Annotated in this window: 21 protein-coding genes and 3 pseudogenes; 17 read left to right on the top strand and 7 right to left on the bottom strand. The window is 65.6% G+C overall.

Features of this window, described 5'->3' with window-relative positions:
* Positions 1-17: 17 nt before the first annotated feature.
* Positions 18-1,022, top strand: coding sequence for a Bug family tripartite tricarboxylate transporter substrate binding protein (locus tag K309_RS0124585; RefSeq protein ID WP_035878321.1), 1,005 nt, complete (start codon positions 18-20; stop codon positions 1,020-1,022).
* 64 nt (positions 1,023-1,086) lie between these two features.
* Here the strand turns inward: K309_RS0124585 and K309_RS0124580 are convergent, their stop codons facing one another.
* Positions 1,087-2,343 carry a tyrosine-type recombinase/integrase gene (locus tag K309_RS0124580; protein WP_029048873.1) on the bottom strand — a complete coding sequence of 419 codons (1,257 nt, stop codon included), beginning with the start codon at positions 2,341-2,343 and terminating at the stop codon, positions 1,087-1,089.
* Between the two features lie 139 nt (positions 2,344-2,482).
* Between K309_RS0124580 and K309_RS0124575 the strand changes: the two genes are divergently transcribed.
* The 16 genes and pseudogenes from K309_RS0124575 (at position 2,483) to K309_RS37300 (ending at position 16,146) form a co-directional block, all read left to right on the top strand.
* The gene (locus K309_RS0124575) at positions 2,483-3,661 is read left to right on the top strand and encodes a DNA-binding protein (protein ID WP_029048872.1); all 1,179 of its coding nucleotides are present in this window, start codon (positions 2,483-2,485) and stop codon (positions 3,659-3,661) included.
* Positions 3,645-3,911: an H-NS family nucleoid-associated regulatory protein gene (locus tag K309_RS40315; protein ID WP_084402531.1), complete on the top strand. Its 267-nt coding sequence runs from the start codon at positions 3,645-3,647 to the stop codon at positions 3,909-3,911. The genes K309_RS0124575 and K309_RS40315 overlap by 17 nt, the downstream gene beginning before the upstream one ends.
* A 229-nt stretch (positions 3,912-4,140) precedes the next feature.
* Positions 4,141-5,043: a LysR family transcriptional regulator gene (locus K309_RS0124570; protein WP_029048871.1), complete on the top strand. Its 903-nt coding sequence runs from the start codon at positions 4,141-4,143 to the stop codon at positions 5,041-5,043.
* A gap of 134 nt (positions 5,044-5,177) precedes the next feature.
* Entirely contained in the window at positions 5,178-6,107 is a 930-nt protein-coding gene (locus K309_RS0124565) for a LysR family transcriptional regulator (RefSeq protein WP_029048870.1), read from the top strand.
* A 126-nt stretch (positions 6,108-6,233) separates the two neighbouring features.
* Positions 6,234-6,731, top strand: coding sequence for a cupin domain-containing protein (locus tag K309_RS0124560; protein ID WP_029048869.1), 498 nt, complete (start codon positions 6,234-6,236; stop codon positions 6,729-6,731).
* Between the two features lie 75 nt (positions 6,732-6,806).
* A complete protein-coding gene (locus K309_RS0124555) occupies positions 6,807-7,832 on the top strand; it encodes a hydroxyquinol 1,2-dioxygenase (RefSeq protein WP_369796499.1) in 1,026 nt (341 codons plus the stop codon).
* Positions 7,833-7,882: 50 nt separating this feature from the next.
* Positions 7,883-9,346, top strand: a complete 1,464-nt coding sequence (locus tag K309_RS0124550; RefSeq protein ID WP_029048867.1) for an aldehyde dehydrogenase family protein — start codon at positions 7,883-7,885, stop codon at positions 9,344-9,346.
* A 107-nt stretch (positions 9,347-9,453) separates the two neighbouring features.
* Positions 9,454-9,612, top strand: a pseudogene (locus K309_RS43100) (maleylacetate reductase); the annotation flags it as partial.
* 133 nt (positions 9,613-9,745) lie between these two features.
* Positions 9,746-10,618 carry an intradiol ring-cleavage dioxygenase gene (locus tag K309_RS0124540; RefSeq protein WP_029048865.1) on the top strand — a complete coding sequence of 291 codons (873 nt, stop codon included), beginning with the start codon at positions 9,746-9,748 and terminating at the stop codon, positions 10,616-10,618.
* Between the two features lie 5 nt (positions 10,619-10,623).
* Positions 10,624-10,935, top strand: coding sequence for a YciI family protein (locus tag K309_RS0124535; RefSeq protein WP_029048864.1), 312 nt, complete (start codon positions 10,624-10,626; stop codon positions 10,933-10,935).
* A 3-nt stretch (positions 10,936-10,938) separates the two neighbouring features.
* Positions 10,939-11,292 (top strand): Rieske (2Fe-2S) protein, encoded by a 354-nt coding sequence (locus tag K309_RS0124530; protein ID WP_029048863.1) that lies wholly within the window; start codon positions 10,939-10,941, stop codon positions 11,290-11,292.
* A gap of 137 nt (positions 11,293-11,429) precedes the next feature.
* Complete coding sequence (locus K309_RS0124525; protein WP_029048862.1) at positions 11,430-12,719, top strand: ABC transporter substrate-binding protein; 1,290 nt, start codon at positions 11,430-11,432, stop codon at positions 12,717-12,719.
* Positions 12,720-12,745: 26 nt separating this feature from the next.
* Positions 12,746-13,468 (top strand): ABC transporter ATP-binding protein, encoded by a 723-nt coding sequence (locus K309_RS0124520; RefSeq protein ID WP_029048861.1) that lies wholly within the window; start codon positions 12,746-12,748, stop codon positions 13,466-13,468.
* 2 nt (positions 13,469-13,470) lie between these two features.
* The gene (locus K309_RS0124515; RefSeq protein ID WP_029048860.1) at positions 13,471-14,178 is read left to right on the top strand and encodes an ABC transporter ATP-binding protein; all 708 of its coding nucleotides are present in this window, start codon (positions 13,471-13,473) and stop codon (positions 14,176-14,178) included.
* Positions 14,175-15,041 carry a branched-chain amino acid ABC transporter permease gene (locus K309_RS0124510; protein ID WP_029048859.1) on the top strand — a complete coding sequence of 289 codons (867 nt, stop codon included), beginning with the start codon at positions 14,175-14,177 and terminating at the stop codon, positions 15,039-15,041. Before K309_RS0124515 ends, K309_RS0124510 begins: the two co-directional genes overlap by 4 nt.
* Before the next feature lie 10 nt (positions 15,042-15,051).
* A complete protein-coding gene (locus K309_RS37300) occupies positions 15,052-16,146 on the top strand; it encodes a branched-chain amino acid ABC transporter permease (RefSeq protein WP_051320587.1) in 1,095 nt (364 codons plus the stop codon).
* A 179-nt stretch (positions 16,147-16,325) separates the two neighbouring features.
* Here the strand turns inward: K309_RS37300 and K309_RS0124500 are convergent, their stop codons facing one another.
* The 6 genes and pseudogenes from K309_RS0124500 to K309_RS0124480 form a co-directional block, all read right to left on the bottom strand.
* Complete coding sequence (locus K309_RS0124500) at positions 16,326-17,282, bottom strand: AraC family transcriptional regulator (RefSeq protein ID WP_029048858.1); 957 nt, start codon at positions 17,280-17,282, stop codon at positions 16,326-16,328.
* Between the two features lie 252 nt (positions 17,283-17,534).
* A pseudogene (locus K309_RS41905) lies at positions 17,535-17,648 on the bottom strand (glutathione S-transferase); the annotation flags it as partial.
* A gap of 139 nt (positions 17,649-17,787) precedes the next feature.
* The gene (locus tag K309_RS0124490) at positions 17,788-18,333 is read right to left on the bottom strand and encodes a carboxymuconolactone decarboxylase family protein (RefSeq protein WP_029048857.1); all 546 of its coding nucleotides are present in this window, start codon (positions 18,331-18,333) and stop codon (positions 17,788-17,790) included.
* Between the two features lie 195 nt (positions 18,334-18,528).
* Entirely contained in the window at positions 18,529-19,164 is a 636-nt protein-coding gene (locus K309_RS0124485) for a nitroreductase family protein (RefSeq protein WP_029048856.1), read from the bottom strand.
* 278 nt (positions 19,165-19,442) lie between these two features.
* Positions 19,443-19,733, bottom strand: a pseudogene (locus K309_RS40310) (ArsR/SmtB family transcription factor).
* 141 nt (positions 19,734-19,874) lie between these two features.
* Positions 19,875-21,116 (bottom strand): NAD(P)/FAD-dependent oxidoreductase, encoded by a 1,242-nt coding sequence (locus tag K309_RS0124480; protein ID WP_029048855.1) that lies wholly within the window; start codon positions 21,114-21,116, stop codon positions 19,875-19,877.
* Positions 21,117-21,118 lie beyond the last annotated feature (2 nt).

Here is a 21,118-nt window from a genome sequence, read left to right as displayed (position 1 = left end):
CGCACGGAGGTGCTGCGATGAATCCCACTCTACATTCGTCCCTGCGCAGAGCCTTCGTGGCGGCCCGGGCGCTGGCGCTGCCAGCGCTGGCGGTTGCCGCCGTCGGGGCCCACGCGGCATCGGCGTTTCCAGTCCGGCCCGTCACGCTGGTGGTGCCTTTCCCGGCGGGCGGGGCGGTCGACATGATCGGCCGGCTCGTCGGCAAGAGCCTTGGCGATGCGCTGGGCCAGCCGGTGGTGATCGAGAACCGCGCCGGTGCCGGCACCATCGTCGGGGCCGGCTACGTGGCCAAGGCCGCAGCCGATGGCTACACACTGCTGATCAGTTCGGGCTCGACATTCACCGTCAATCCCGCCATCAACGCGAGCCTGCCGTATGACCCCGTGAAAAGCTTCGAGCCCGTGGGGCTGGTGGCGCGCGTCCCGCTGATCGTGCTGGCGAACAAGGTGGTGCCAGTGGATACGCTGCCGCAGATGGTTGCGGCGGTCAACGCTGCGCCGGGCAAGTACGTCTATGGGTCCTTCGGTACCGGCACCACCGGGCATTTCGCAGGCGAGCTGCTGCTGGGCGCCACGGGCATGAAGCTGCAGCACATCCCGTACAAGGGCAGTGCGCCGGCTGTGGCCGACCTGATCGGCGGGCAGATTCCGTTCTCGGTCGATACGGTCGCCGCGTCGCTGCCCCATATCCGCAGCGGCAAGATCAAGCCGGTCGCGGTCATGGGCGCCCGCCGCGCCACGCTGCTGCCTGACGTGCCCACCGTCGCGGAAGCGGGTTATCCGGGCTTCGACGCCGACTCGTGGGTAGCCATTGCGGCGCCGCGCGGCTTGCCGGCCGACGTCAGGGCCCGGCTCGAAAAAGCGGTAGCGCAGGCGATGAAAGACCATGAGGTCCAGCAGAAGCTGCTGGCCAACGGGCTGGAGCCGAACTACGCGGGCCCGGGGCAGGTCAGTGCCATGATCAGCAAGGAACTGCCGCTGATGCGCGCCACTGCTCAGCGTGCGAACATCACGCCGAATTAGTGGTTTCCATGGTCTTACCTGGAGACAGCAGCATCCAAACGGGGACGACCCGAATCTTCGCGAATCAAGGGATTTCCTTGTTGGAGGTGCCCCAGCCGATTCGATGCCGCTCCTGTGTCGCCTCGTGCCGCGCATCCTCCTCGCTGTGCAGGTAGCCGCTGGTCGTGGAGATCGACGAATGCCCAAAATTATCCCTGACATAGCGCAGATCCACCTGCCGGTCGGTCATGTGCGAGCCGGCGGTATGGCGCAGCCAGTGGGCCGAGGCGCTCGCCAGGACATCGGCCTGCGCCGCCCATTCCGGCCCGCGCGCGCGCAGGCGCGCGGCCGCCAGGCCGAACACTTCCTTCAGGATCAGGTGTAGCGCCCCGCGTGACAGGCCTTTGTCATGGTGCTCGCGGCCCGCGCGTCCGATCACCGGCAGCAGCAGCGGGCGCGTTTCGCCGGGGTGCGGGGTGGGTGCCAGCCCGTGGGCGCGGCGGTAGCGCGCGAGTTCGGCGATCAGCTCGTCGGTGGTCGGCACCAGCCGGGTCTTGTTTCCCTTTCCGGTGACCTCGAGCCACCAGCGCTCGATGCCCTGGGCATCGCGCCGGCAGAAGAACGCCCCCATGGTGGTGCCGGTGACTTCCGCCGCGCGCAGTCCGCCCAGATAGAGCACGCTCAACAGCCAGCGGCAGCGCGCCGCATGCAGGCGCTCACGCGCGGTTTCCGTTGGCATGGCCTCGACCGTGTCCTTGACGGTTTCCCACAGTTCGTGGCTCAGGTACCGGGTGATGCGGGGCTGCGTCGGCGCGCGCCGCCGGCGCGCCAGCGCGAGCGGATTGCCGGCCAGGTAGCCGGCCTCGGTCAGCCAGGCGAAGAGGGCGTTCAGGATCACCAGCGCGTGGCGCACGCTCGCCGGCGACAGCGGCCCGGCAAACGGGCGCCAGTCCGGATGGCCGCGGCCGAGCTTCTTGCTGCCGGCGAGCACCCAGCGCGCGGCGGGCTGGGGGGCGGCCAGGAAGCGTTCATAGACCAGCAGGTCCTCGTGCGTCAGTGACGACAGCGGCTTGCCCAGTTGCAGCACGGCCCACAGCAGCAGCCGCTCGACCTCGCGGCGGTAGGCGTTCACGGTCGCCGCGCTGTCGGCATAGCGCGCGAGCCAGGCGGTGACGGCGGCCAGGTCGTCGGCCGCGGCGATGCGGGCGGCGGTGGCGGGCGCGCGGTTGCTGCCGTCGCGTCCGGACAGCGCCGCCGGCAGGTGCAACTGCTCCAGCGGCGTCGGCTGGGTGGCGAGGAGGCCGGAAGCGGGTGTGGCGGGCGGCGAGGCAGGAAGGTCCAAGTTCGGGAGCAGTGGCTGAGGTTAGTCTAGGTCGATATTATAGACATAAGCGTAATTATGTCTAAAATCTATCCCGCTATGTTGGATAGATGACGAATTACGTAGTAATATTTTCCGTCAAAATTCACTTTTTTATCCGATGGCCACTGCCGATCTGGAGTTGACCGACGCTGCGCTGCAGGCCGCCATGGCCGACGATATTGCCGAGCTGCGCGGCCGTTTCCCCGAGACCCGCGCGCTGTACCGCGAGGTCTGCGGCCTGCTGTTCTTCCGTTACGGCATCACGCCCACCGCCAACAAGCTCTATCAGCTGGTGCGCAAGGGCAGTATGGGCACGCCCGCCGAGGTGCTGCAGGCGTTCTGGCAGGAACTGCGCGGGCGCACCCGCGTCACCATCGACCATCCGGACCTGCCGCAGGCGTTGAAGGACATTGCGGCCGGCGCGGTGCAGACCATCTGGCAGGCGGCCAACGAGGCCGCCACCGCCGAACTCGCCACGCTGCGCGCCGAGGCTCGTGCGGCGTCCAGCGCGGCCGAAGCCGAGCGTGATGCGGCGCGGGCCGAGACCGCGCTCGCACGCGAGGAAGCCGCGACGCTGGTCGCGCAGCTGGATGCCGCGCGACAGGCCATCGAGGAAAGTCAGGCCGCGCTGGCGGCGGAGCGGCAGGCACACGCCGCCACCCAGGCCCGGCTGGAAGCGGGCAGGGCAGAGCTGGAGGCGGCGGGCCGGCAGCTGGCAGAGCTGCGGACCCAATTCTCGACCGAGCTCGAGCGGGCCCGCGAGCAGGTGGCCATTGCCCAGGAGCGGGCCGAGGCCAGCGAGCGGAGGGCACTGCGAGAGCTGGATCAGGAGCGCACCGTGCGCCAGAAGAGCGAGCGTGCCACCGAGGAGCTGCGCACGGAACTGGCGGCGGCACGCGGCGAAGCCCGCGACGCGGCGGTGGCGCAGGCCGAGGCCCGGGCCCGGCTCGAGACCCAGGTCACGGCGCTCACCGAGCAACTCACCACGCGGCTCGCGGCCGCCGACGCCGCCGAGCGCAAATCGGCCAACGATCTGGCCACGGTGCAGGCGGACCTCACCGCGGCGCAGCGCCGGGCCGAGCGCGCCGAAGCCGAGGCGGCGCTCGCGCGCCAGCTGCTGGCAGAATTGCGCCTGCCGCGCGAGCGGGAACGGCGGCGCAAATCCGCCGGCCCGGCACCGACCGATAGCGAAGCACCCAATGAAACGCCGGCCGACGAGCACGGGGCGCCTACCGCCTCGAACCCGGAAGATGGCAGCGACGGCAACGACAACCAAAACGATGACAGTAAGAACTGAGCGGGCGGCGGCGATCCGCTGGATCCGGGACCAGATGGCCGACTACGACCTGACCATGGAGGAACTGCGGGAGGCAGGGTGCTTTGATCCGCCTCCGCCGCCTCCACCCCCACCCCCACCCGCGCCACCGCCGGTGGTCTGCTACCGCGATGCCGCGGGCCACAGTTGGGACGGGACCGGGGATATGCCGGACTGGCTGCGGCGGGCGGTCAATGCGGGGCAAAGCGTGGAGTTTTTCCGGGTCGGATAGCTGCCGGTTACCAACAGGACCGCAGTATGATGAAGTGTGGCCTCTATTGTCGGCAGACGAAGTATTTGTCTGGGCTAGCCCTCGAACACGTGATTCCACAGTTCCTCGGTGGTGCTTATGCTCCTGAAGGTTTAAGAGTCGGGATGTTGCACGTGAACGGTGCAACAACAACTTTGGCGGGAAACGGGGCTGACGCGATCATGCAGACCAATGCAGGAGCCCTACTGTCATGAACATGCCGCGAACCACCCTTGAGCAATGGCGCGTGGTGCAGGCTATTGTCGAGCATGGCGGCTATGCGCAAGCGGCAGAGGTGCTGCACAGAAGCCAGTCTTCAGTGAGCTATATGGTGGCCCGGCTGCAAGAGCAGCTCGGCGTGGAGTTATTCTCTATCGAAGGCCGCAAGGCCAAGCTGACTGAAAACGGGGCGGCACTGCTTGCGCGCGCCAACGAATTGCTGGATGGTGCCTGCCGTCTGGAACAGCTGGCCGACAACCTGCAGCAAGGCTGGGAGGCAGAAGTCAGGCTGGCGGTGGACGCCGCACTGCCTCCAACGCTGCTGCTATCGGCACTGAAGGAGTTCGCGGGATTTGCGCCGCAGACGCGCGTACACCTGACAGAAGTGGTGCTCTCCGGCGCTGACCAGGCACTGCTGGAGCGGCAGGTCGATCTGGCCGTTGGCACGCGGGTCCCGACTGGACATTTCGGCGAGCGGCTGGTGGACATCCCGTTCATCGCCGTTGCCCATCGCGACCACCGGCTACACCGGCTTGGCCGCGAGTTAACCGCCGAAGACCTGAGCCACGAGATGCAGGTGGTGCTGCGCGACTCCGGTCACGCCAATCCGCGCGATGATGGCTGGCTCGGCGCCACGCTGCGCTGGACGGTGAGCAATATGGAATCCATGCGCATGCTGGTGGCTGGCGGGCTAGGCTTTGCCTGGCTGCCAGCGCACCTGGTGACCGGGCCGCTGGAGCAGGGCGCGGTGCAGCCACTGCCGCTGCGTGAAGGCCGCATCCGGCACGTGGTGCTCTATCTCGTCCACAGTCAACCGGTAGTGACTGGTCCTGCCACTCGACGCCTTGCGGATTTGCTGGCGAAGGCTGCCCAGGCCTTTGCCAAAGCGCTCTAACACCGCCTCCGCCAATATCGGCTAATCCGATCAGATTGCTCCGAATTTCAAATAATCGGCCGCTCGGTCGAGCCATATTATTCTGGAAAATCGAGTAAAAGCGGGCGTGCAGACCCGCCGCCGTCGGAGACAATATGAACCACTTTATTGCCATCGAGGCCTTCGTGCGCGTGGCGGAAACCTGCAGCTTCGCCGAAGCTGCGCGCCAGTTGGGAGTCGCCGGGTCCATTGTCACCAGCCGCGTGCAGCAGCTGGAGAAGTTCGTCGGCGCACCGCTCTTCCACCGCAACACCCGCCATGTGCGCCTGTCCGAGCTTGGTGAGGCGTACTACAAGGAATGCGCCGAAGCGGTGGCGCAACTGAACAGCCTCACTGACCAGATGCGCGACCTTAAGGGGACGCCCACTGGCCGGCTGCGCATCCACATGCTGCCCGGCTACGCGATCGGGCATTTTGGCGAGCTCCTCAATGGCTTCATGCAGCGCTACGGCGGTATTCAGCTCGACATTATCGTTAGCGACCGCGTAGTTGATCCGATCGAGGAAGGTTTCGATGTAGCCTTCCAGATCTTCCCGCCGATATCAAGCCTGCTGATTGAGCGGCGCCTGTTCCCCGTGCGGCGGCTGTTCTGCGCCACGCCGGAATACCTCGAGCGGCACGGCGTGCCGGTCGTGCCCACAGACCTGCTTGACCATACGACGGCGCTCTACGCCGGATATCCGTCACGCAACCGCTGGGCGTTTACGCGTGGCGACGAATCGGTGTCGCTCGAACTGCCAGGACAGGTTCGCTCCAATTCCGTGCACCTGCTGCGCGACTACGCCGAGTCCGGCGCCTGCATTGTCTGCCTGCCCACGTTGGTTGCCAGCGAAGCTCTGCGGAGCGGGCGGCTGCTACCAGTGCTGACGGATTACAAGCTGGCACCGTTCTCCTTCGCCGCCGTCTATCCGACCACACAGCGCCAGGCCATCAAGGTCAAAATGCTCGTGGACTTCCTTGCTGAGCGCCTTGCCGGAGAGCCGGAGTGGGATGTGCCGTTGCTCGCGCGCGGGTGGGTGAGCTGACGCGCTTGCGCGGCAATTCCTCCGTTTTTGCGAAGGCCGCATTCGCCGATTTCACGATTGTTGTTGCAATGCGATAGCCACTATCGTGTCTCCACGATCCACTGACAACATCAGGAGACAGTCGCGATGAACACCGTATCCAAGACCGCGTACAAGACCGTATTCGGCTCGCTCGGCAACTACCAGAAGGGCGGCATCGAAGTCACGCAGGGCGATGCCCGCCACTATGTGTTTTCCAACGTCTTTGAAGTCGCGGCGAAGTCGGTGCCGTACGAAAGGGTCGTGGTCGGCAAGAACCTGCAATACGTGGTTGAAACCGCGCGCGCCGACGGACAGTCGCCATGGTTTGCCTGCGCACATGACGAGTTCGCGATTGCCATGGACGGCGAAGTGCGCATCGACTTCATCGCGCTGGACCAGGCCCCTGCGCAAGCTGACGGCGCCGTGCTGGTGGAGCCCGCCGGCCGCAAGATGGGCCATGTGGTGCTGCGCCAGGGCCATCAGAGCCTGCTGCCGGCCGGATGCGCCTACCGCTTCAGCGCGGACCAGGCGTGCACGCTGCTGCTGCAGAGCAAGCTCGGTGCGCTCTCGGTGGAGAAGTGGGCCGAGATCTGCCTGCACTGATCTGCTTTGCGCCTTCCACTGACGCCCCCGAACCCGCATCCGATCCACGGTTTTTCCAGGAGCTCCACCATGGCCATGCTCGACCTCGCTGATAAGCCCGAAACCCTTGCCCAAGGCTTTGCCGCCGACAAGGTGCAGGCAAGCGCGCCAGACGCCGTTACCGGCTACCGCAGCTTCACGCTCGGCGCCTTCCGCTTCTCGCGCGATGCCTACTTTGCCACCATCCAGTGGCCGTCCCGCGGCCAGACCCGCACTCATGCAATTCCCGCCGATGCTTTCCTGCGTGCGCTGATGCGCGATGTCGCCTGGGGCTTCTTCTACGGCTGGGTCAATTTCGACCATGTCTTCGGCACGCGCAACCACTATGGCAAGGTGGATGTCTACGCGGGTGCCTTTAACGGCGTGATGAAGGAGGCCGGCGTGGACTATACCGAGACCTTCGACACGCCGCTGATCATGGCCACCTTCAAGGCCATTCTGCATGACTGGACCAACGAAGGCTTCGATCCGTTTGCCGCGCCCGAGGAAACCGGCACGGCCTTCGGCTCGAAGCACGGCGAGAATGGCGCCGCCATCGAGCGCACGCGCATCGCCACGCGCCGCATGCCGGGCCTGCCGGACGATTCCCCGCTGCGCGACGACCTGCCGGTCAACCGCGCGTTCCTGGACGTGCCGCAGGACGAGCCGGAGGTACATGTGGAGCCGGGCTTCGAAGGACAGCTCCATGCCTTTAACCTGTTCAAGTACCTGTCGCGTTCCGACGTGACCTGGAACCCATCGGTGACCTCCGTGTGCGGGCAGAGCCTGTTCTGCCCCACCACCGAGGAATTCATCCTGCCGGTTTTCCACGGCAACGACCGTGTCGAGTGGTTCCTGCAACTGTCCGACGAGATCATCTGGGACATCGGCGACAAGAACACCGGCGCCCCGCGGGCCCGCATCACCGCCCGCGCCGGCGACATCTGCGCCATGCCCGCCGATATCCGCCACCAGGGCTACTCGACCAAGCGCTCGATGCTGCTGGTGTGGGAGAACGCCACGCCGAACCTGCCCAAGCGCTACGAAAGCGGCGAGCTGAAGCCCTATCCCGTCGAATTCTAACGGTCGGGTTCCGACGCTCATCCCGAACGACTTCAAGAACACGACACATCATGCAGAACAAGCTATTTATCAACGGTCGCTTTGTCGATGCCCTGGGCGGCGGGACCATCGACGTGCTGAACCCGCACGACGGCAGCGTGATCACAGCCATCGCCGCAGCGGAAGCCGCGGACGTGGACGTCGCGGTGGAAGCCGCCACCCGCGCCTTCCCGGCCTGGTCGCGCACGGCGGCGGCCGAGCGCGGACGCCTGCTGCTCAAGCTCGCCGACAAGATCGAAGCCAACGCCGAAGCGTTGGCGCAGCTTGAATCGCTGGACACGGGCCACCCGATCCGCGATTCGCGCGCGCTGGACGTGCCGCGCACCGCGGCGTGCTTCCGCTATTTCGGCGGCATGGCCGACAAGCTGCAGGGCTCGGTGATTCCGGTGGAGACCGGCTTCCTCAACTACGTGCAGCGCGCGCCCATCGGCGTGGTCGGCCAGATCGTGCCGTGGAATTTTCCGCTGATGTTCACCAGCTGGAAGATGGGCCCGGCGCTCGCTGCGGGCAATACCGTGGTGATCAAGCCCTCGGAACTCACGCCGCTGTCCTCGCTGCGCATTGCCGAGCTGATGGCCGAAGTCGGCTTTCCGGAAGGTGTGGTCAATGTGGTGCCGGGCTACGGCCACACAGCCGGGCAACGCCTGGCCGAGCACCCGGGCGTGGGCAAGATCGCGTTCACCGGTTCCACGGCCACGGGCCGCCGCATTGTCGAAGCGTCCAAGGGCAATCTCAAGCGCGTGCAACTCGAACTGGGCGGCAAGGGTGCCAACATCGTGTTCGAGGACGCGAACCTCGATGCCGCTGTCAATGGCGCCGCCTGGGCCATCTTCCACAACCAGGGGCAGGCCTGCATTGCAGGTTCGCGCCTGATGCTGCATGAGCGTATCGCGGACGAATTCCTCGAACGCTTCGGCACCCTGGCCGGCTCGATCCGTCTGGGCAATCCGCTCGATCCGGAAACCGAGATGGGGCCGCTCACCTCTGCACAACACCGCGACCGCGTATTGGCCTATGTGGACATCGCGCGCGAACAGGGTGCGCGTGTGCTGACCGGCGGCAAGGTGCCGGCAAGTGCCGGGCTGTCGGGCGGCTACTACGTCGAACCGACCATTGTCGAGGCCAGGCCGCACGATCGCGTGGCGCAGGAAGAGGTGTTCGGCCCATTTGTCACCGTGCTGCGTTTCGGCAGCGACGACGAGGCACTGGCCATTGCAAATGCCACGGAATACGGTCTCGGCAGCGGCCTGTGGACACGCGACCTTGCCCGTGCCCACAAGGTGGCAGGCGCCATCCAGGCTGGCATGTGCTGGATCAACTGCTACAAGCGCGTCAACCCGGGCAGCCCCTTTGGCGGCGTGGGCCAGTCGGGCTACGGCCGCGAGATGGGCTTCGAGGCCATGCACGACTACACCGAAGCGCGCTCGGTCTGGGTCAATGTGGACGCCGTGGTGCCGCCCCACTTCAAGCGCTGAGAGGCTGGGAGGCGATGATGGAATCCTTTGTCTACCAGTCCGCGCCGTCGCGCGTCGTGTTCGGGCAGGGCGCGCTGGCGCAACTGCCCGATGAGGTGGTCCGCCTCGTCACGTTGCCGCTGCCCGCCGATGTTTCCGCCGCGTCCGGCATGAACGCGATGGCGCATGCCGTGGAAGCGCTGTATGCCCAGGATGCGAACCTGATCATCAGCCTGATGGCGGAGGAATCGACAATCCGGCGCCGGTCGAGCGCGCGCCCATCCTTGCGCTGCTGGGCCGTGCCTGGCGCGGCGGGATGCCGGCCTGACGGTGGCTCGGCCAAGGCGTCCGGAAAACCACCGGTTTTGCCCGGATAAGCCGCAAGGTGGTCCGCAACCCGCCAATCACCGGGAGACAACGATGAACACGCCCCACACGGCTGTCGAGGCGGCGCTTACCGATCAGGTAGTGGCGCGCTTTGCCGACACACCCGACGCGCGCCTGAAAGCGCTGATGCAGGCGCTCGTGCGGCACCTGCACGCCTACGTCCGCGAAGTGGAACCGACCGAGAAGGAATGGTTTGCCGCAATCCGATTCCTGACCGATACCGGCAAGCTGTGCGATGGCCTGGTGCGGCAGGAATTCATCCTGCTGTCCGATACGCTGGGCATTTCCATGCTGGTCGACGCCATCAACCACCGGCAGTCCGTCGGCGCCACCGATACCACCGTGTTCGGGCCGTTCTATATCGCCGGCATGCCTGAGCGTAGCTGCGGCGAAAACATGGCCGTTACACCCGGCACGCCTGCGGTGGTGCACGGCTATGTGCGCGACACCAACGGCGCGCCACTGCGCGGCGCCGTGCTTGATATCTGGCAGACCGCGGACAACGGCATGTACTCGGGCCAGGACACGGCGCAGCCTGTCGGCAACCTGCGCGGCCGCTATCACACTGATGCCGACGGCTACTACGCGATACGCACCATCGTGCCGGTCAGTTACCCGATTCCCACCGACGGCCCGGTCGGCCGCATGCTCGCTGCCACCAACCGCCATCCGTGGCGGCCGGCGCACCTGCACTTCATGATCGACGCGCCGGGCCATCGCAAGCTGGTGACGCACCTGTTCAACCAGGGCGATCCCTATCTCGATTCGGATGCCGTGTTCGGCGTCAAGCCTTCGCTGCGGGTCGCATACGAGGAACGCGCCGCCGATCATCCGCTGGCGCGGCGCTTCGGCCTTGACGGTCCGTTCCGGGAGGCGCGCTACGACTTCGTCCTCGAGCCACGGTGAGCACCATGTCACGCTTCTACGCCATTTTCGCCACCGACAAGCCCGGCATGCGTGCCGTGCGCGAACGCATGCGCCCGGCCCACCGCGCCTACCTGCGTGCTGCCGCCTCACAGAGCGTCTTCGTGAGCCTGGGCGGGCCGACGCTGGATGCGCACGACGATGCAATGAACGGCACGCTGCTGGTGGTCGAGGCAGAGCGCCTCGAGGACGTCGAGCGCTTCTTGCTCGAGGACCCCTATATGCACGCGGGCCTGTTCGAGCGCATCGAGATCCGCCCGTGGGACTGGAGCCTGGGCAACCCCGAGCGCAGGGTGTAGGCCATGGACCGCGTCTTTCTGTGCCGCCTCGATGCCGTGCCGGATGGCGGCGCGCACGTGGTCGAAGCCGATCGCTTCGATGGCACCTCAGCCGTCGTGGTGGTCCGCCGAGGCCCCCAGGCGTGGGCCTATATCAATCGCTGCCCGCATTTCTCGGTGTGCCTGGAATATGGGCCGGGCGATGTGCCTACCTATGACGCGCAAGTGCTGATGTGCGCCCACCACAGCGCGCTGTTCCGCTTCGAGGATGGCTACTGCATCGAAGGCCCCTGTGCCGGCGCCGCGCTGACGCCCGTTGCGATCCGGGTGGTCGACGGCGAAGTGCAATGCGCCCTGGGCATGCCCGCCGTGCCCTGACCGGATAGCGTCCGCGCAGGCGGGCGAAACCTTCACACGCAAGCAGCAAGGGGCAGTCAGCCCCGCAGGACGGAGCCAGCGCAACTGGCCCCGCAGGGAAGCGTTTTCCCTAATACAACGACAGGAGACAGGAAACCATGGATGCGCATCAGTTCAGCGGAAAGCGCCGCACCCTCGTGAAGCTGGCGGCCGGCAGCGCCGTTGCCGCGGCCACGCCGCTGCTTTCGCCATGGGTGCGGGCAGCGGGAAGCCGCACCCTGAAAATCGGCTACGTCTCGCCGCAGACGGGGCCACTTGCGGCGTTTGGCGAGGCCGACCGCTACATGATCCAGCAGATGCAGGCCGCGCTGAAGAACGGCACCACGGCCGGCGGCAAGAATTACCCGGTCAGCATTCTGGTGAAGGACAGCCAGTCGAACCCGAACCGCGCAGGCGAGGTGGCGAGCGACCTGATCCTGAAGGACAAGGTCGACATCATGTTGGTCTCAGGGACGCCGGAAACCGCCAACCCGGTGTGCGATGCGTGCGAGCTGAACGAGACCCCGTGCGTGTCCACCGTCGTGCCGTGGCAGCCCTGGTTCTTCGGCCGCAAGGGCGACCCGAAGAAGGGTTTCGACTTTACCTACCACTTCTTCTGGGGGCTGGAAGATGTCGTCAGCGTTTACACCGCCATGTGGCAATCGGTGCAGACAAACAAGGCTGTGGGCGGCCTGTTTCCGAATGACGGCGACGGCAATGCCTGGGGCGATGCCAAGGTGGGTTTTCCGCCTGTGCTTACGCAGAAGGGCTTTACGCTCAAGGATCCCGGGCGCTTCCAGAGCATGACGCAGGACTTCTCCGCGCAGATCACGGCGTTTCGGCAGGCCAATGCGCAGATCATCACCGGCGTAGTGATTCCGCCCGATGCCAAGAACTTCCTCGTGCAGGCGCGCCAGCAGGGATTTCGGCCCAAGGTCATCTCGATCGGCAAGGCCTTGCTGTTCCCCAGCGCCATCGAAGCGCTTGGCGACCTGGGCAACGGCTTGTCGACGGAGGTCTGGTGGTCGCCGTCGCACCCGTTCAAGTCGTCGGTGACCGGCCAGTCAGCGCAGCAGCTTGCCGCCGACTACGAGAAAGCCACCGGAAAGCAGTGGACCCAGCCGCTGGGCTTTGCCCATGCGCTGTTCGAAGTGGCCATCGATGTGCTGAAGCGCGCCAGGGACATCGATTCCAACACCGCCATCCGCGACGCCCTGGCAGCAACGAAGCTGAACACTATCGTCGGCAACGTAGCCTGGGGCAGCGGCCCGGTCAGGAACGTGGCCAAGACGCCGCTGGTGGGCGGGCAATGGGTCAAGGGGCAGAAGCACAAGTTCGACCTTGCCATCGTCAGCAACCAGCTCGCGCCGAGCGTGCCGCTGAGCGGTCCGCTGAAGCTGATCGGCTGATCCGGCGATCGATAGGGGAGTTCGACATGAGCTGTGTGCTGGAACTTGACCGCGTCTCCAAGCGCTTTGGCGCGCTGACAGTCACGGACGATATCAGCGTCTCGGTGCAGGCCGGCGAGACCTACGGCATCCTCGGCCCGAACGGCGCGGGCAAGACCACGCTGTTCAACCTGATCAGCGGCGATGTCCGTGCCGACAGTGGATCTGTCTCATTCAATGGCGCGCAGATCGGCCACCTGCCGCCGCACCGGCGCTGCGTGGCGGGCATCGGCCGCTCCTACCAGGTGCCGCGCCCGTTCGGCGGCATGACAGTGTTCGAGAACCTGCTTGTGGGCGCCACCTTTGGCGGGGGCGTGCCCGAGCGCGCTGCCTATGACGTGTGCGTGGACGTGCTGGCGCGCACCGGGCTCAAGGCCAAGGCCAACCGCCTGGCGGGCAGCCTGACGCTGCTCGACCGCAAGCGGCTGGAGCTGGCGCGCGCGCTGGCTACGCAGCCCCGGCTGCTGCTGCTCGACGAGATTGCCGGCGGCCTGACTGAGCCGGAGACGCATGAACTGGTTGACGAAATCCGGCAGGTGAAGGCGGCCGGAGTCAGCATCGTCTGGATCGAGCACGTGGTGCATGCCTTGCTCGCCGTGGCCGACCGGCTTCTCGTGATCAACTTCGGCCGCAAGCTGGCCGAGGGCGCGCCGGGGGAGGTCATGGACAACCCCGAAGTCCGCCGCGTCTACCTTGGCCTGGAGGCCTGACCATGACCACATTGCTTCAAACGCAGGGCCTGACCGCAGGCTACGGCGACTTCCAGGCGCTCTTCGGCATCGACGTTGCCGTCGGCGCCGGCGAAGTCATTGCGCTGATCGGTGCCAATGGCGCGGGCAAGTCAACTTTCCTCAAGACCATCGCCGGCCTGCTGCGCGCGGCGCCAGGGCAGGTGATCTACAAGGGCGCGCCGATCGGCAGCCTGCCAGCTGCCCGGATCGTCGGCAAGGGCATTGCGCTGGTGCCTGAGGGCAGGCGCCTTTTCCCGAGCCTGAGCGTGGAAGAGAACTTGCAGCTCGGCGCATACTGCGGCCGGCCTGGGCGCTGGAACCTGGAAACGGTGCTCGAACTATTCCCCGCGTTGCGCGAGCGCCGCCACCATCCGGCCACCGCGCTGTCGGGCGGGCAGCAGCAGATGGTGGCAATCGGCCGCGCGCTGATGAGCAACCCGGAGCTACTGATGTGCGACGAACTCTCGCTTGGCCTTGCGCCCGTGGTCGTGCGTGAAATCTACGCGGCGCTGCCGGCCATCGTCGCCGATGGCATGAGCGCCATCATCGTCGAGCAGGACGTGCGGCTGGCGCGCCAGGTTTCCTCCCGCTTCTACTGCTTCCAGGAGGGACGCGTCTCGCTGGAGGGCGAATCCGCCAGCGCTTCGGACGAGGCGATCACGCAGGCCTATTTCGGGGTCCAGGCATGACTACGCTCATCAACATCCTGGTACAGGGCGTGCTGCTCGGCGCGCTGTACGCGCTCTTTGCCATGGGGCAGTCGCTGGTGTTCGGCGTGATGCGGCTGACCAATATCGCGCACGGCGATTTCATCGTACTGCTGGTGTTCGTGCTGTTCGCGCTGACGGCCATGGCGCACCTGCCGCTGATGGCGGCGCTCGTGCTGCTGGTGGCCATCGCCTTCGCCGCCGGCTACGCGCTGCAGTATGTGCTGCTCAACCGTGTCAGCAGCCGCGACCCGCTGCCATCGCTGATGGTGACCTTTGGCCTGTCAATCGTGATCCAGAACGTGTTGCAGGAGCTGTTCTCAGCCGATCCGCGCGCCATTGCCACGGGCGGCTTCGAGTCGCAAGGCGTGTTGCTGCCCGGCGGCATCAACGTGGGCTACCTGCCGCTGCTGACCCTGCTGGCGACGGTGGCGGTTACGTTTGCGCTGCAATGGCTGTCTGGCAGGACCGCACTCGGGCGCGCATTCCGCGCCACCTCCGACGATCGTGAGACCGTGCAACTGGTGGGCGTGTCGCACCGGCGCACCTATGCATTGGCCATGGCCATGGCTTTTGTCCTGATCGCGGTGGCGGCGGCGCTTTACGCCACGCGCACGGCGGTTTCCCCGTCCGACGGGCCCGCGCTGCTGTTGTATGCGTTCGAGGCCGTGATCATCGGCGGCATGGGTTCATTCTGGGGCACCTTCCTGGGCGGCATGGCGCTGGGCGTGGCGCAGCAGGCGGGTTTCTACTTCGATCCGGGCTGGGGCATCTGGCTCGGCCACGTGATGTTCCTGGCGGTGCTTGTCGCCAGACCCCAGGGCTTGCTGCCAAAGACTGCATAGAGGTGCCGAGATGGAAAGAACTGTAAACAGCCCCTCGCAGGGCTTTGAAGTGCGGCGCGCCACGCGCGCCAGCAAACTTGCGGTGCTTGGCCTGCTGCTGGGCGCCGTGGTCATCGCCAGCATGCCGTACTGGGCCGGGCGCGACACGCTGCGCGATCTTACGCAGATCGCCGCTTACCTGCTCTTCGCCATGATGTGGAACTTGCTGGCCGGCTACGGCGGCATGGTGTCGATCGGCCAGCAGGCATTCTTCGGCATCGGCGGCTATGCCATGCTGGTACTGGCCAATTTCTGCGGCGTGTCACCATTCCTGGCGGTGCCGCTGGGCGCAGGCCTTGCCATGCTGGTGGCGGTGCCCGTCTCGCGCATCGCGTTCCGGCTCGAAGGGGGCTATTTCGCGGTCGGCACCTGGGTCATCGCGGAAGTCTTCCGGCTGAGCGTGGCCAATGTGTCCGCGCTAGGCGGTGGCTCGGGCACCAGCCTGACGGCGCTGCAAGGCATCCCCCGGTCAACACGCGAATCGCTGACGCTGTGGCTGGCCCTGGCCGCAGTCGCGGGCGGGATTGCGCTGCTCTACTGGTTCCTGCGCGCCAGGCCGGGGCTCGCGCTAACCGCCATGCGTGACAATGCCGCGGCGGCCAGCAGCCAGGGCGTCGACGTCCGGCGCGCGCGGCTCGTGGTGTATCTGGTCGCGGCGGGTGGTACCGCGTTTGCCGGCGGCCTCTACTTCCTTGGCAATCTGCGCATTTCTCCCGATGCCGCGTTCTCGGTGAACTGGACCGCGTTCGGCATCTTCATCGTGCTGATCGGCGGGCTGGGCACGCTGGAGGGTCCCATCATCGGCGCGCTGATCTTCTTCCTGCTGAACAAGTTCCTGTCCGACTACGGCACCTGGTACCTGATCGGGCTGGGCATTGTGGCCATTGTTGTCGCGCTGTTCTTCCCGCAGGGCATCTGGGGCTATCTGTCGCGACGCTTCGGCCTGCAGTTGTTCCCGGTCGGGCGGCGGTTGGTGTTTGGCGATCCCGCCCCCCAAAGACCTGCACCGGCAGGGAGGCTTCCCGACAGTGCATCGGTCGCACGTTCGGCAAGGGACGCAGCATAGCAGCAGACGTCAGGACGAGACATCTGTCATTACGATAGGGAAAATGCGCGAAGTCGAGGCACGCTTCGGTGCAGTTTCTGCAGGACGCGCCTCGCCGCGTCTAAACGCGAGCCGCCACCACGCATTGAAGTCGTACACGCGGAAGAAGGTCTGGTGCTCGCGCAAAGCGAATGGGGACATTACTGGCCCGCGCGCGCCAGACGGCGCCATTGCCCCGGCGTCATTCCCATCGTGTCGGTGAACACACGCCGGAACGCTGCCACGGATCGATACCCGACTGAGTCGGCCACGGCCTCGGTGGTCATCGTCGGCTTCTTCAGTTCGTTGGCGGCCAGGCTCATCCGGATATCGGTCAGCAATTCGATGGCTGAACGCCCCAGCTTGTCCTGGAAGTGCCGCATGAAGGTGGCACGTGACATGCTGCACAAGTCGGCCAGATCAGGCAGTTTCCAGGGTCGCGCCGGATCGGCGAACATGGCTGAAATGGCCGGAGCCAGTCGTGGATGGCCGGCAAGCGCCAGCAAGCCTGCCGGGGCCTGCTCGGATTCGCTTGCTGCGCGCAGTACCAGTGTGAACAGCGCCGAGGTAAGCGCGTTGAGCATGGCGTATCCGCCCAGTTTGTCGCTGGCGGATTCCATGCGCATCAGCCCGACGAGACTGGCCAGGTGGTTCGAAGCGGACCCGATGGCCTCTTCACCATGGCCGTCCACGGCCCGTACCACCAGATTCGTGGGCAGATAATTGTGAATCAGCCGATCATGGGGCGGCTCGATGAAGAATCGTCCGCACAACAGGTCCAGATGCTCGCCCTGGCCATCATTCTGGCTGAGCATCCATCCTGCAGAACCTTGGCGATTGTAGGTAAGACCCGGCGCATGTCCGCTGCCATCGTGCAGCACGTGCGCCGACCCGTGAGGCAACAGCACTATATCTCCACCCACCAGCTCCATGGTCGTCTCCGTCTCCGGACTCTCGATAATGGCCCGGCCCTTGAGCACGACGTGGTAGGGAATCTCGTGCGCCGCGGACTGAGGCCAGGCCACACGCCATGGCGCACCGTAGGCGCAACGAACCTCCAGCTGGCCAGTGATGGTGATCATTTGCAGCAGTTGGCTCAGCCAGTCGACTTGGGGCATAGGACCTCGGGAACTTGAACCTCAAGCATCATATTGCAATTGCACACCGGGTGTACGACGCTCATGGCCTCAGTGCTCGAGCCGATCGGACACGTAGCGCGCTAAGCCCGTCGGGGGAACCGGACGGCAAGGGATTCCTTCGCGTGCGCATCGACGTCAAAGACGTTGCGCACCGGCCGGGCTGCTCGACGGCAACCATCTGTCGCTACCTCGCCAGGATCACTGAGGACGACGATACGCGACCGAGTCCTGATCCTCCAGCATGATGCCGACCTTCACGCCGTTGGGTGTCGGTAAGAAAAAGAGTTGCAGCCGATCGGGGTACTGCACCGGCCAGCGCGTGAAAATTGGGTGATCGAGTGTCACATTCTTTCTCCTTGACTTGTCGGGTCATACGAAAAGCCCGGATGGATCTCTTCTTGCCTGGGTGCATCCGGGTTTTCGTGTTACGTTCGCATCAACCCTCCGAGCACCATCGGAGAGGATCGATGCGACTGGATAGCGTTCAGATCGAGCCAGCCGGCGTCACGGCGGGAAAGTCCTTCTCGGGATCGAACACGTTGTTGAAGAAATTCGTCAGGGAATACATGGCGACCAGCGCGACGATCTCCATGACGTTCGCGTCCGTGTAGCCGGCTTCGCGGACGGCTTTCAGATCGGCGTCAGTGACGTTGCCGCGGGCCTCGATGACTTTGCGGGCAAACTGGACGGCGGCGTCGCGCTTCGGGTCGCTGGCATGCCCCTTCCGAGCGAGAATGATTTCATCGGCCGGCAGCCTGGCCATATGCTCGGCCGTAAAGCTGTGAACTGTCAGGCAGTAGTTGCAGCCATTCACTTCGGAGACAGCGAGGCCGATGCTGTCACGCGTCTTCACGTCGAGCGCCTTGCTCAAGGAGCCGAGCAGGGTGGCCCATGAGTTGAACGCGATCGGGCTCTGCGCGAAAGTCGCCATCATATTTGGGGTGAACCCGATGTTCCTGGTGATTGCATCGAGGGTCGGTTTCGAATCGGCCGGCACCTGTTCCGGCTTTAGAGCAGCAGTTCTTGGCATCGTAGTCTCTGTAAGTTACTGGTTTCACTCATTGGGGAAAGTCCATGTGGGAACCATCCCTCGGCTTACTTCGTGCCCAGGTCTTGGGTCGAAGCTGGTCAGGCCTTCAAGTGGGAGGTACCTTGTGTTTGCGTGTTTGCCTCTCACTTGGCAGCCGCTTAGTCGTCCGGCGTAATCACTGCCGCGGCGACGCACCTAAACCAAATCCAACACATCTGCCACCGGACGGCGCGGCTTCTGCGGCCAGTTTCCGGGGCGCTCTGTCCCTACGGACAACAGCATGACCGGCACTTCGTCGTCGGCCAGCCCGAACTCGCGGTGCACCGCTTCGGCATCGAAACCGATCATCGGCGTCGAACCCAGGTCCAGCGAGCGGGCCGCGTAGATCATCGCCGCCGCGCCGAAGGTGCCGGTGCGTACTGCCTCGTCGCGCTGGCGCTGCGGGTAGTCCATATACAGATTGCGTGCGGGGATTTCCCATTCCGGCACCATCTCTGCCGGCATGACGCCCGCCTCCACCAGCGGCGCCAGGCGATCTGGTATTACGCTCGAATCGGCCAACTGGCCGCAGACGATGAAGGTAACGGCCGCTTCGGTGATCGCGGGCTGGTTCCAAGCGATCGGACTCAGCCGAGCCTTGGCTTCAGGCGAGCGCACGGCGATGAAGCGCCAGTTCTGCATGTGGAAGGATGTCGGCGCGCTGGTGCCGATTCGCACCAGCTCGCGGACCTGGTCGTCGCTCAGGGTGGCGGCAGGGTCGTAGTACTTGGCGGCGCTGCGGCTCAGGATGCATTCGATGACGGCATTGGTCCTGGTGGTTTCGTTGGTCATGGGTATCTTTCGTCAGGTGGTTAAGAGCCTCCACTTTAGGTCCACCAGGTACGGATTTCGAGACTATATTTGATCAATAAGATGCTCAAAAGGATCAAAACAACGAGGCAATCCAGCCCGCATCCGCATCCGCGGCGCGGCGCAAGTCGCCTCGTCGGGAACGACATCGAGATCGAGATTCAGGTGCTGTTCAGATGTGCTCGTCGCGAGTCGCTCGTGCGAAGGAGTGGTCGCCCCGTGTGGGGTGCAATTTCCAATACAGGCCGTGTATTGGCGTTTCATGACTGGGACTCAGAGGCGACAGAGCAGATCGATACAGGGGAACACGGCTTGCCGCCGCCGCAGGTTTCCGGGAGGTAAGCCTGCAACGCATTCATGGTCTCGGAATGGGGCCATGTAAATGATCGGGCGACCAGTCCTGGCGACTGGGATAGCAGGCCGGCGCGGTGTAATTCCTTGACGTGAAAGGACAACGATGACGCCGGCATCTCCATCAACTCGGCGATGCGGCCGGCGGGAAGTCCGCTGGGGCTGGCCTGCACGAGCATCCGGAACACGGACAGGCGTATCGAATGGGCGAGCGCGGCAAGCGCTTCAAGGGCAAAGCCATCGCTTCGAACGCCGCGGCCATGCGCAACACAGCAAGATCGCGGAAGCCGAACGAACGCTATCCAGCGCGCGCGGGCCGATCGGCGATGCTTGCGCCGCTCTCAATTGCCGAAGCGGGCCGGATCATACGGGCGGGCATCCACATAAGGCGTCTCGCCGTCGATCAGTTCGGCGAGCAGCCGCGCCGTGGCGGGGCCGAGGGTAAAGCCCTGGTGCGCATGTCCGAAGTGGAACCACAGGCCTGGATGGCGCGGGGCCCGGCCCACTACCGGGCGCATGTCGGCCACGCAGGGCCTCGCGCCCAGCCAGGGGGTGTCCTCGACAGGTGCGCCGAGCTGCAACAACTCGCCGGCATAGCGCTCGGCCCGCAATAGCTGCACCGGCGTGGGCGGCGCATTGTGGCGGGCGAATTCCGCGCCGGTGGTGAGGCGCAGGCCCCGCTTCATCGGCGCCAGCAAAAGGCCATTCTCGGTATCGAGCAGTGGCAGCCTGGGCATCGCCGGGGCCGCATAGTGGCGGTGGTAGCCTCGCTTCACGAACAGCGGGATCCGGTATCCGAGCGGCCGGGTCAGCGCCGGCGCCCACGGGCCCAGCGCAATGACTGCATGCTGCGCCGTGACCACGCCGTCGTCCGTCGACACGCTCCATCCGCTGCCGGCAGGCTTCAGCGTGCTGGCGTCGCCGCGGCTGAGGATGCCGCCGGCGTTCTCGTAGCAGGCGGCGTAGCGGTGGACCAGCTCGCCGGGGTCGGCGACGGTCCACGGATCGCGCCAATGGACAGCGCCGGCCAGTGACCCGTGCAGGGCTGGCTCCGCGGCGGCGAGGGCGGCGCCGTCCAGGATCTGGCAATCGAGGCCGTGCTCCCGTGAGACCGCTGCTGCCTTTGCCGCCTCGCGGTCGAACGCCGCGCTGGTGCGGTAAGCCTGCAGCCATCCCTGCTTGCTGACCAGGTCCTGCGCGCCCGCCAGCGCGATCAGGCGTTCGTGCTCGGTCAGGCAGTGCCGGATCAGCGCGCTGTATGCGGTGACCGTCGCCGCATAGCGGCTGGGTGCCGATTCGTGCCAGTAGCGGGCCAGCGCCGGCAGCAGGCCCGCGAGCGCCCGCGGATGGTAATGGACATCGTTGCCCTGGCGCGCCATCACCCGCAGCACGGCGGTCCATTCGCGCGGGAAGGCATAAGGCTGCACCGCCTCGCGCTGGATGATGCCGGCATTGCCGTAAGAGGTTTCACGGCCGGGCGCCTGCCGGTCGACCACCACCACCGAGTGGCCGCGCTGGCGCAGCGCCAGCGCCGTGCAAACGCCGACCATGCCGGCGCCGAGTACCAGGATGTCCTTGCTCATGC

Source organism: Cupriavidus phytohabitans (assembly GCF_000426345.1).
Lineage (GTDB): Bacteria > Pseudomonadota > Gammaproteobacteria > Burkholderiales > Burkholderiaceae > Cupriavidus.
Note: the sequence above shows the minus strand (reverse complement) of the source record. Positions and strands in the feature narration are given on the sequence as shown.

Excerpts from the sequence above, each read along its gene's own strand:
- K309_RS40315 (WP_084402531.1), top strand. The coding sequence starts at position 3,645 with ATGACAGTAAGAACTGAGCGGGCGGCGGCGATCCGCTGGATCCGGGAC.
- K309_RS0124500 (WP_029048858.1), bottom strand. The coding sequence starts at position 17,282 with ATGCCCCAAGTCGACTGGCTGAGCCAACTGCTGCAAATGATCACCATC.
- K309_RS37300 (WP_051320587.1), top strand. The coding sequence starts at position 15,052 with ATGGAAAGAACTGTAAACAGCCCCTCGCAGGGCTTTGAAGTGCGGCGC.
- K309_RS0124540 (WP_029048865.1), top strand. The coding sequence starts at position 9,746 with ATGAACACGCCCCACACGGCTGTCGAGGCGGCGCTTACCGATCAGGTA.
- K309_RS0124575 (WP_029048872.1), top strand. The coding sequence starts at position 2,483 with ATGGCCACTGCCGATCTGGAGTTGACCGACGCTGCGCTGCAGGCCGCC.
- K309_RS0124515 (WP_029048860.1), top strand. The coding sequence starts at position 13,471 with ATGACCACATTGCTTCAAACGCAGGGCCTGACCGCAGGCTACGGCGAC.
- K309_RS0124490 (WP_029048857.1), bottom strand. The coding sequence starts at position 18,333 with ATGCCAAGAACTGCTGCTCTAAAGCCGGAACAGGTGCCGGCCGATTCG.
- K309_RS0124520 (WP_029048861.1), top strand. The coding sequence starts at position 12,746 with ATGAGCTGTGTGCTGGAACTTGACCGCGTCTCCAAGCGCTTTGGCGCG.
- K309_RS0124510 (WP_029048859.1), top strand. The coding sequence starts at position 14,175 with ATGACTACGCTCATCAACATCCTGGTACAGGGCGTGCTGCTCGGCGCG.
- K309_RS0124560 (WP_029048869.1), top strand. The coding sequence starts at position 6,234 with ATGAACACCGTATCCAAGACCGCGTACAAGACCGTATTCGGCTCGCTC.
- K309_RS0124565 (WP_029048870.1), top strand. The coding sequence starts at position 5,178 with ATGAACCACTTTATTGCCATCGAGGCCTTCGTGCGCGTGGCGGAAACC.
- K309_RS0124480 (WP_029048855.1), bottom strand. The coding sequence starts at position 21,116 with ATGAGCAAGGACATCCTGGTACTCGGCGCCGGCATGGTCGGCGTTTGC.
- K309_RS0124530 (WP_029048863.1), top strand. The coding sequence starts at position 10,939 with ATGGACCGCGTCTTTCTGTGCCGCCTCGATGCCGTGCCGGATGGCGGC.
- K309_RS0124535 (WP_029048864.1), top strand. The coding sequence starts at position 10,624 with ATGTCACGCTTCTACGCCATTTTCGCCACCGACAAGCCCGGCATGCGT.
- K309_RS0124570 (WP_029048871.1), top strand. The coding sequence starts at position 4,141 with ATGAACATGCCGCGAACCACCCTTGAGCAATGGCGCGTGGTGCAGGCT.
- K309_RS0124585 (WP_035878321.1), top strand. The coding sequence starts at position 18 with ATGAATCCCACTCTACATTCGTCCCTGCGCAGAGCCTTCGTGGCGGCC.
- K309_RS0124525 (WP_029048862.1), top strand. The coding sequence starts at position 11,430 with ATGGATGCGCATCAGTTCAGCGGAAAGCGCCGCACCCTCGTGAAGCTG.
- K309_RS0124555 (WP_369796499.1), top strand. The coding sequence starts at position 6,807 with ATGCTCGACCTCGCTGATAAGCCCGAAACCCTTGCCCAAGGCTTTGCC.
- K309_RS0124550 (WP_029048867.1), top strand. The coding sequence starts at position 7,883 with ATGCAGAACAAGCTATTTATCAACGGTCGCTTTGTCGATGCCCTGGGC.
- K309_RS0124485 (WP_029048856.1), bottom strand. The coding sequence starts at position 19,164 with ATGACCAACGAAACCACCAGGACCAATGCCGTCATCGAATGCATCCTG.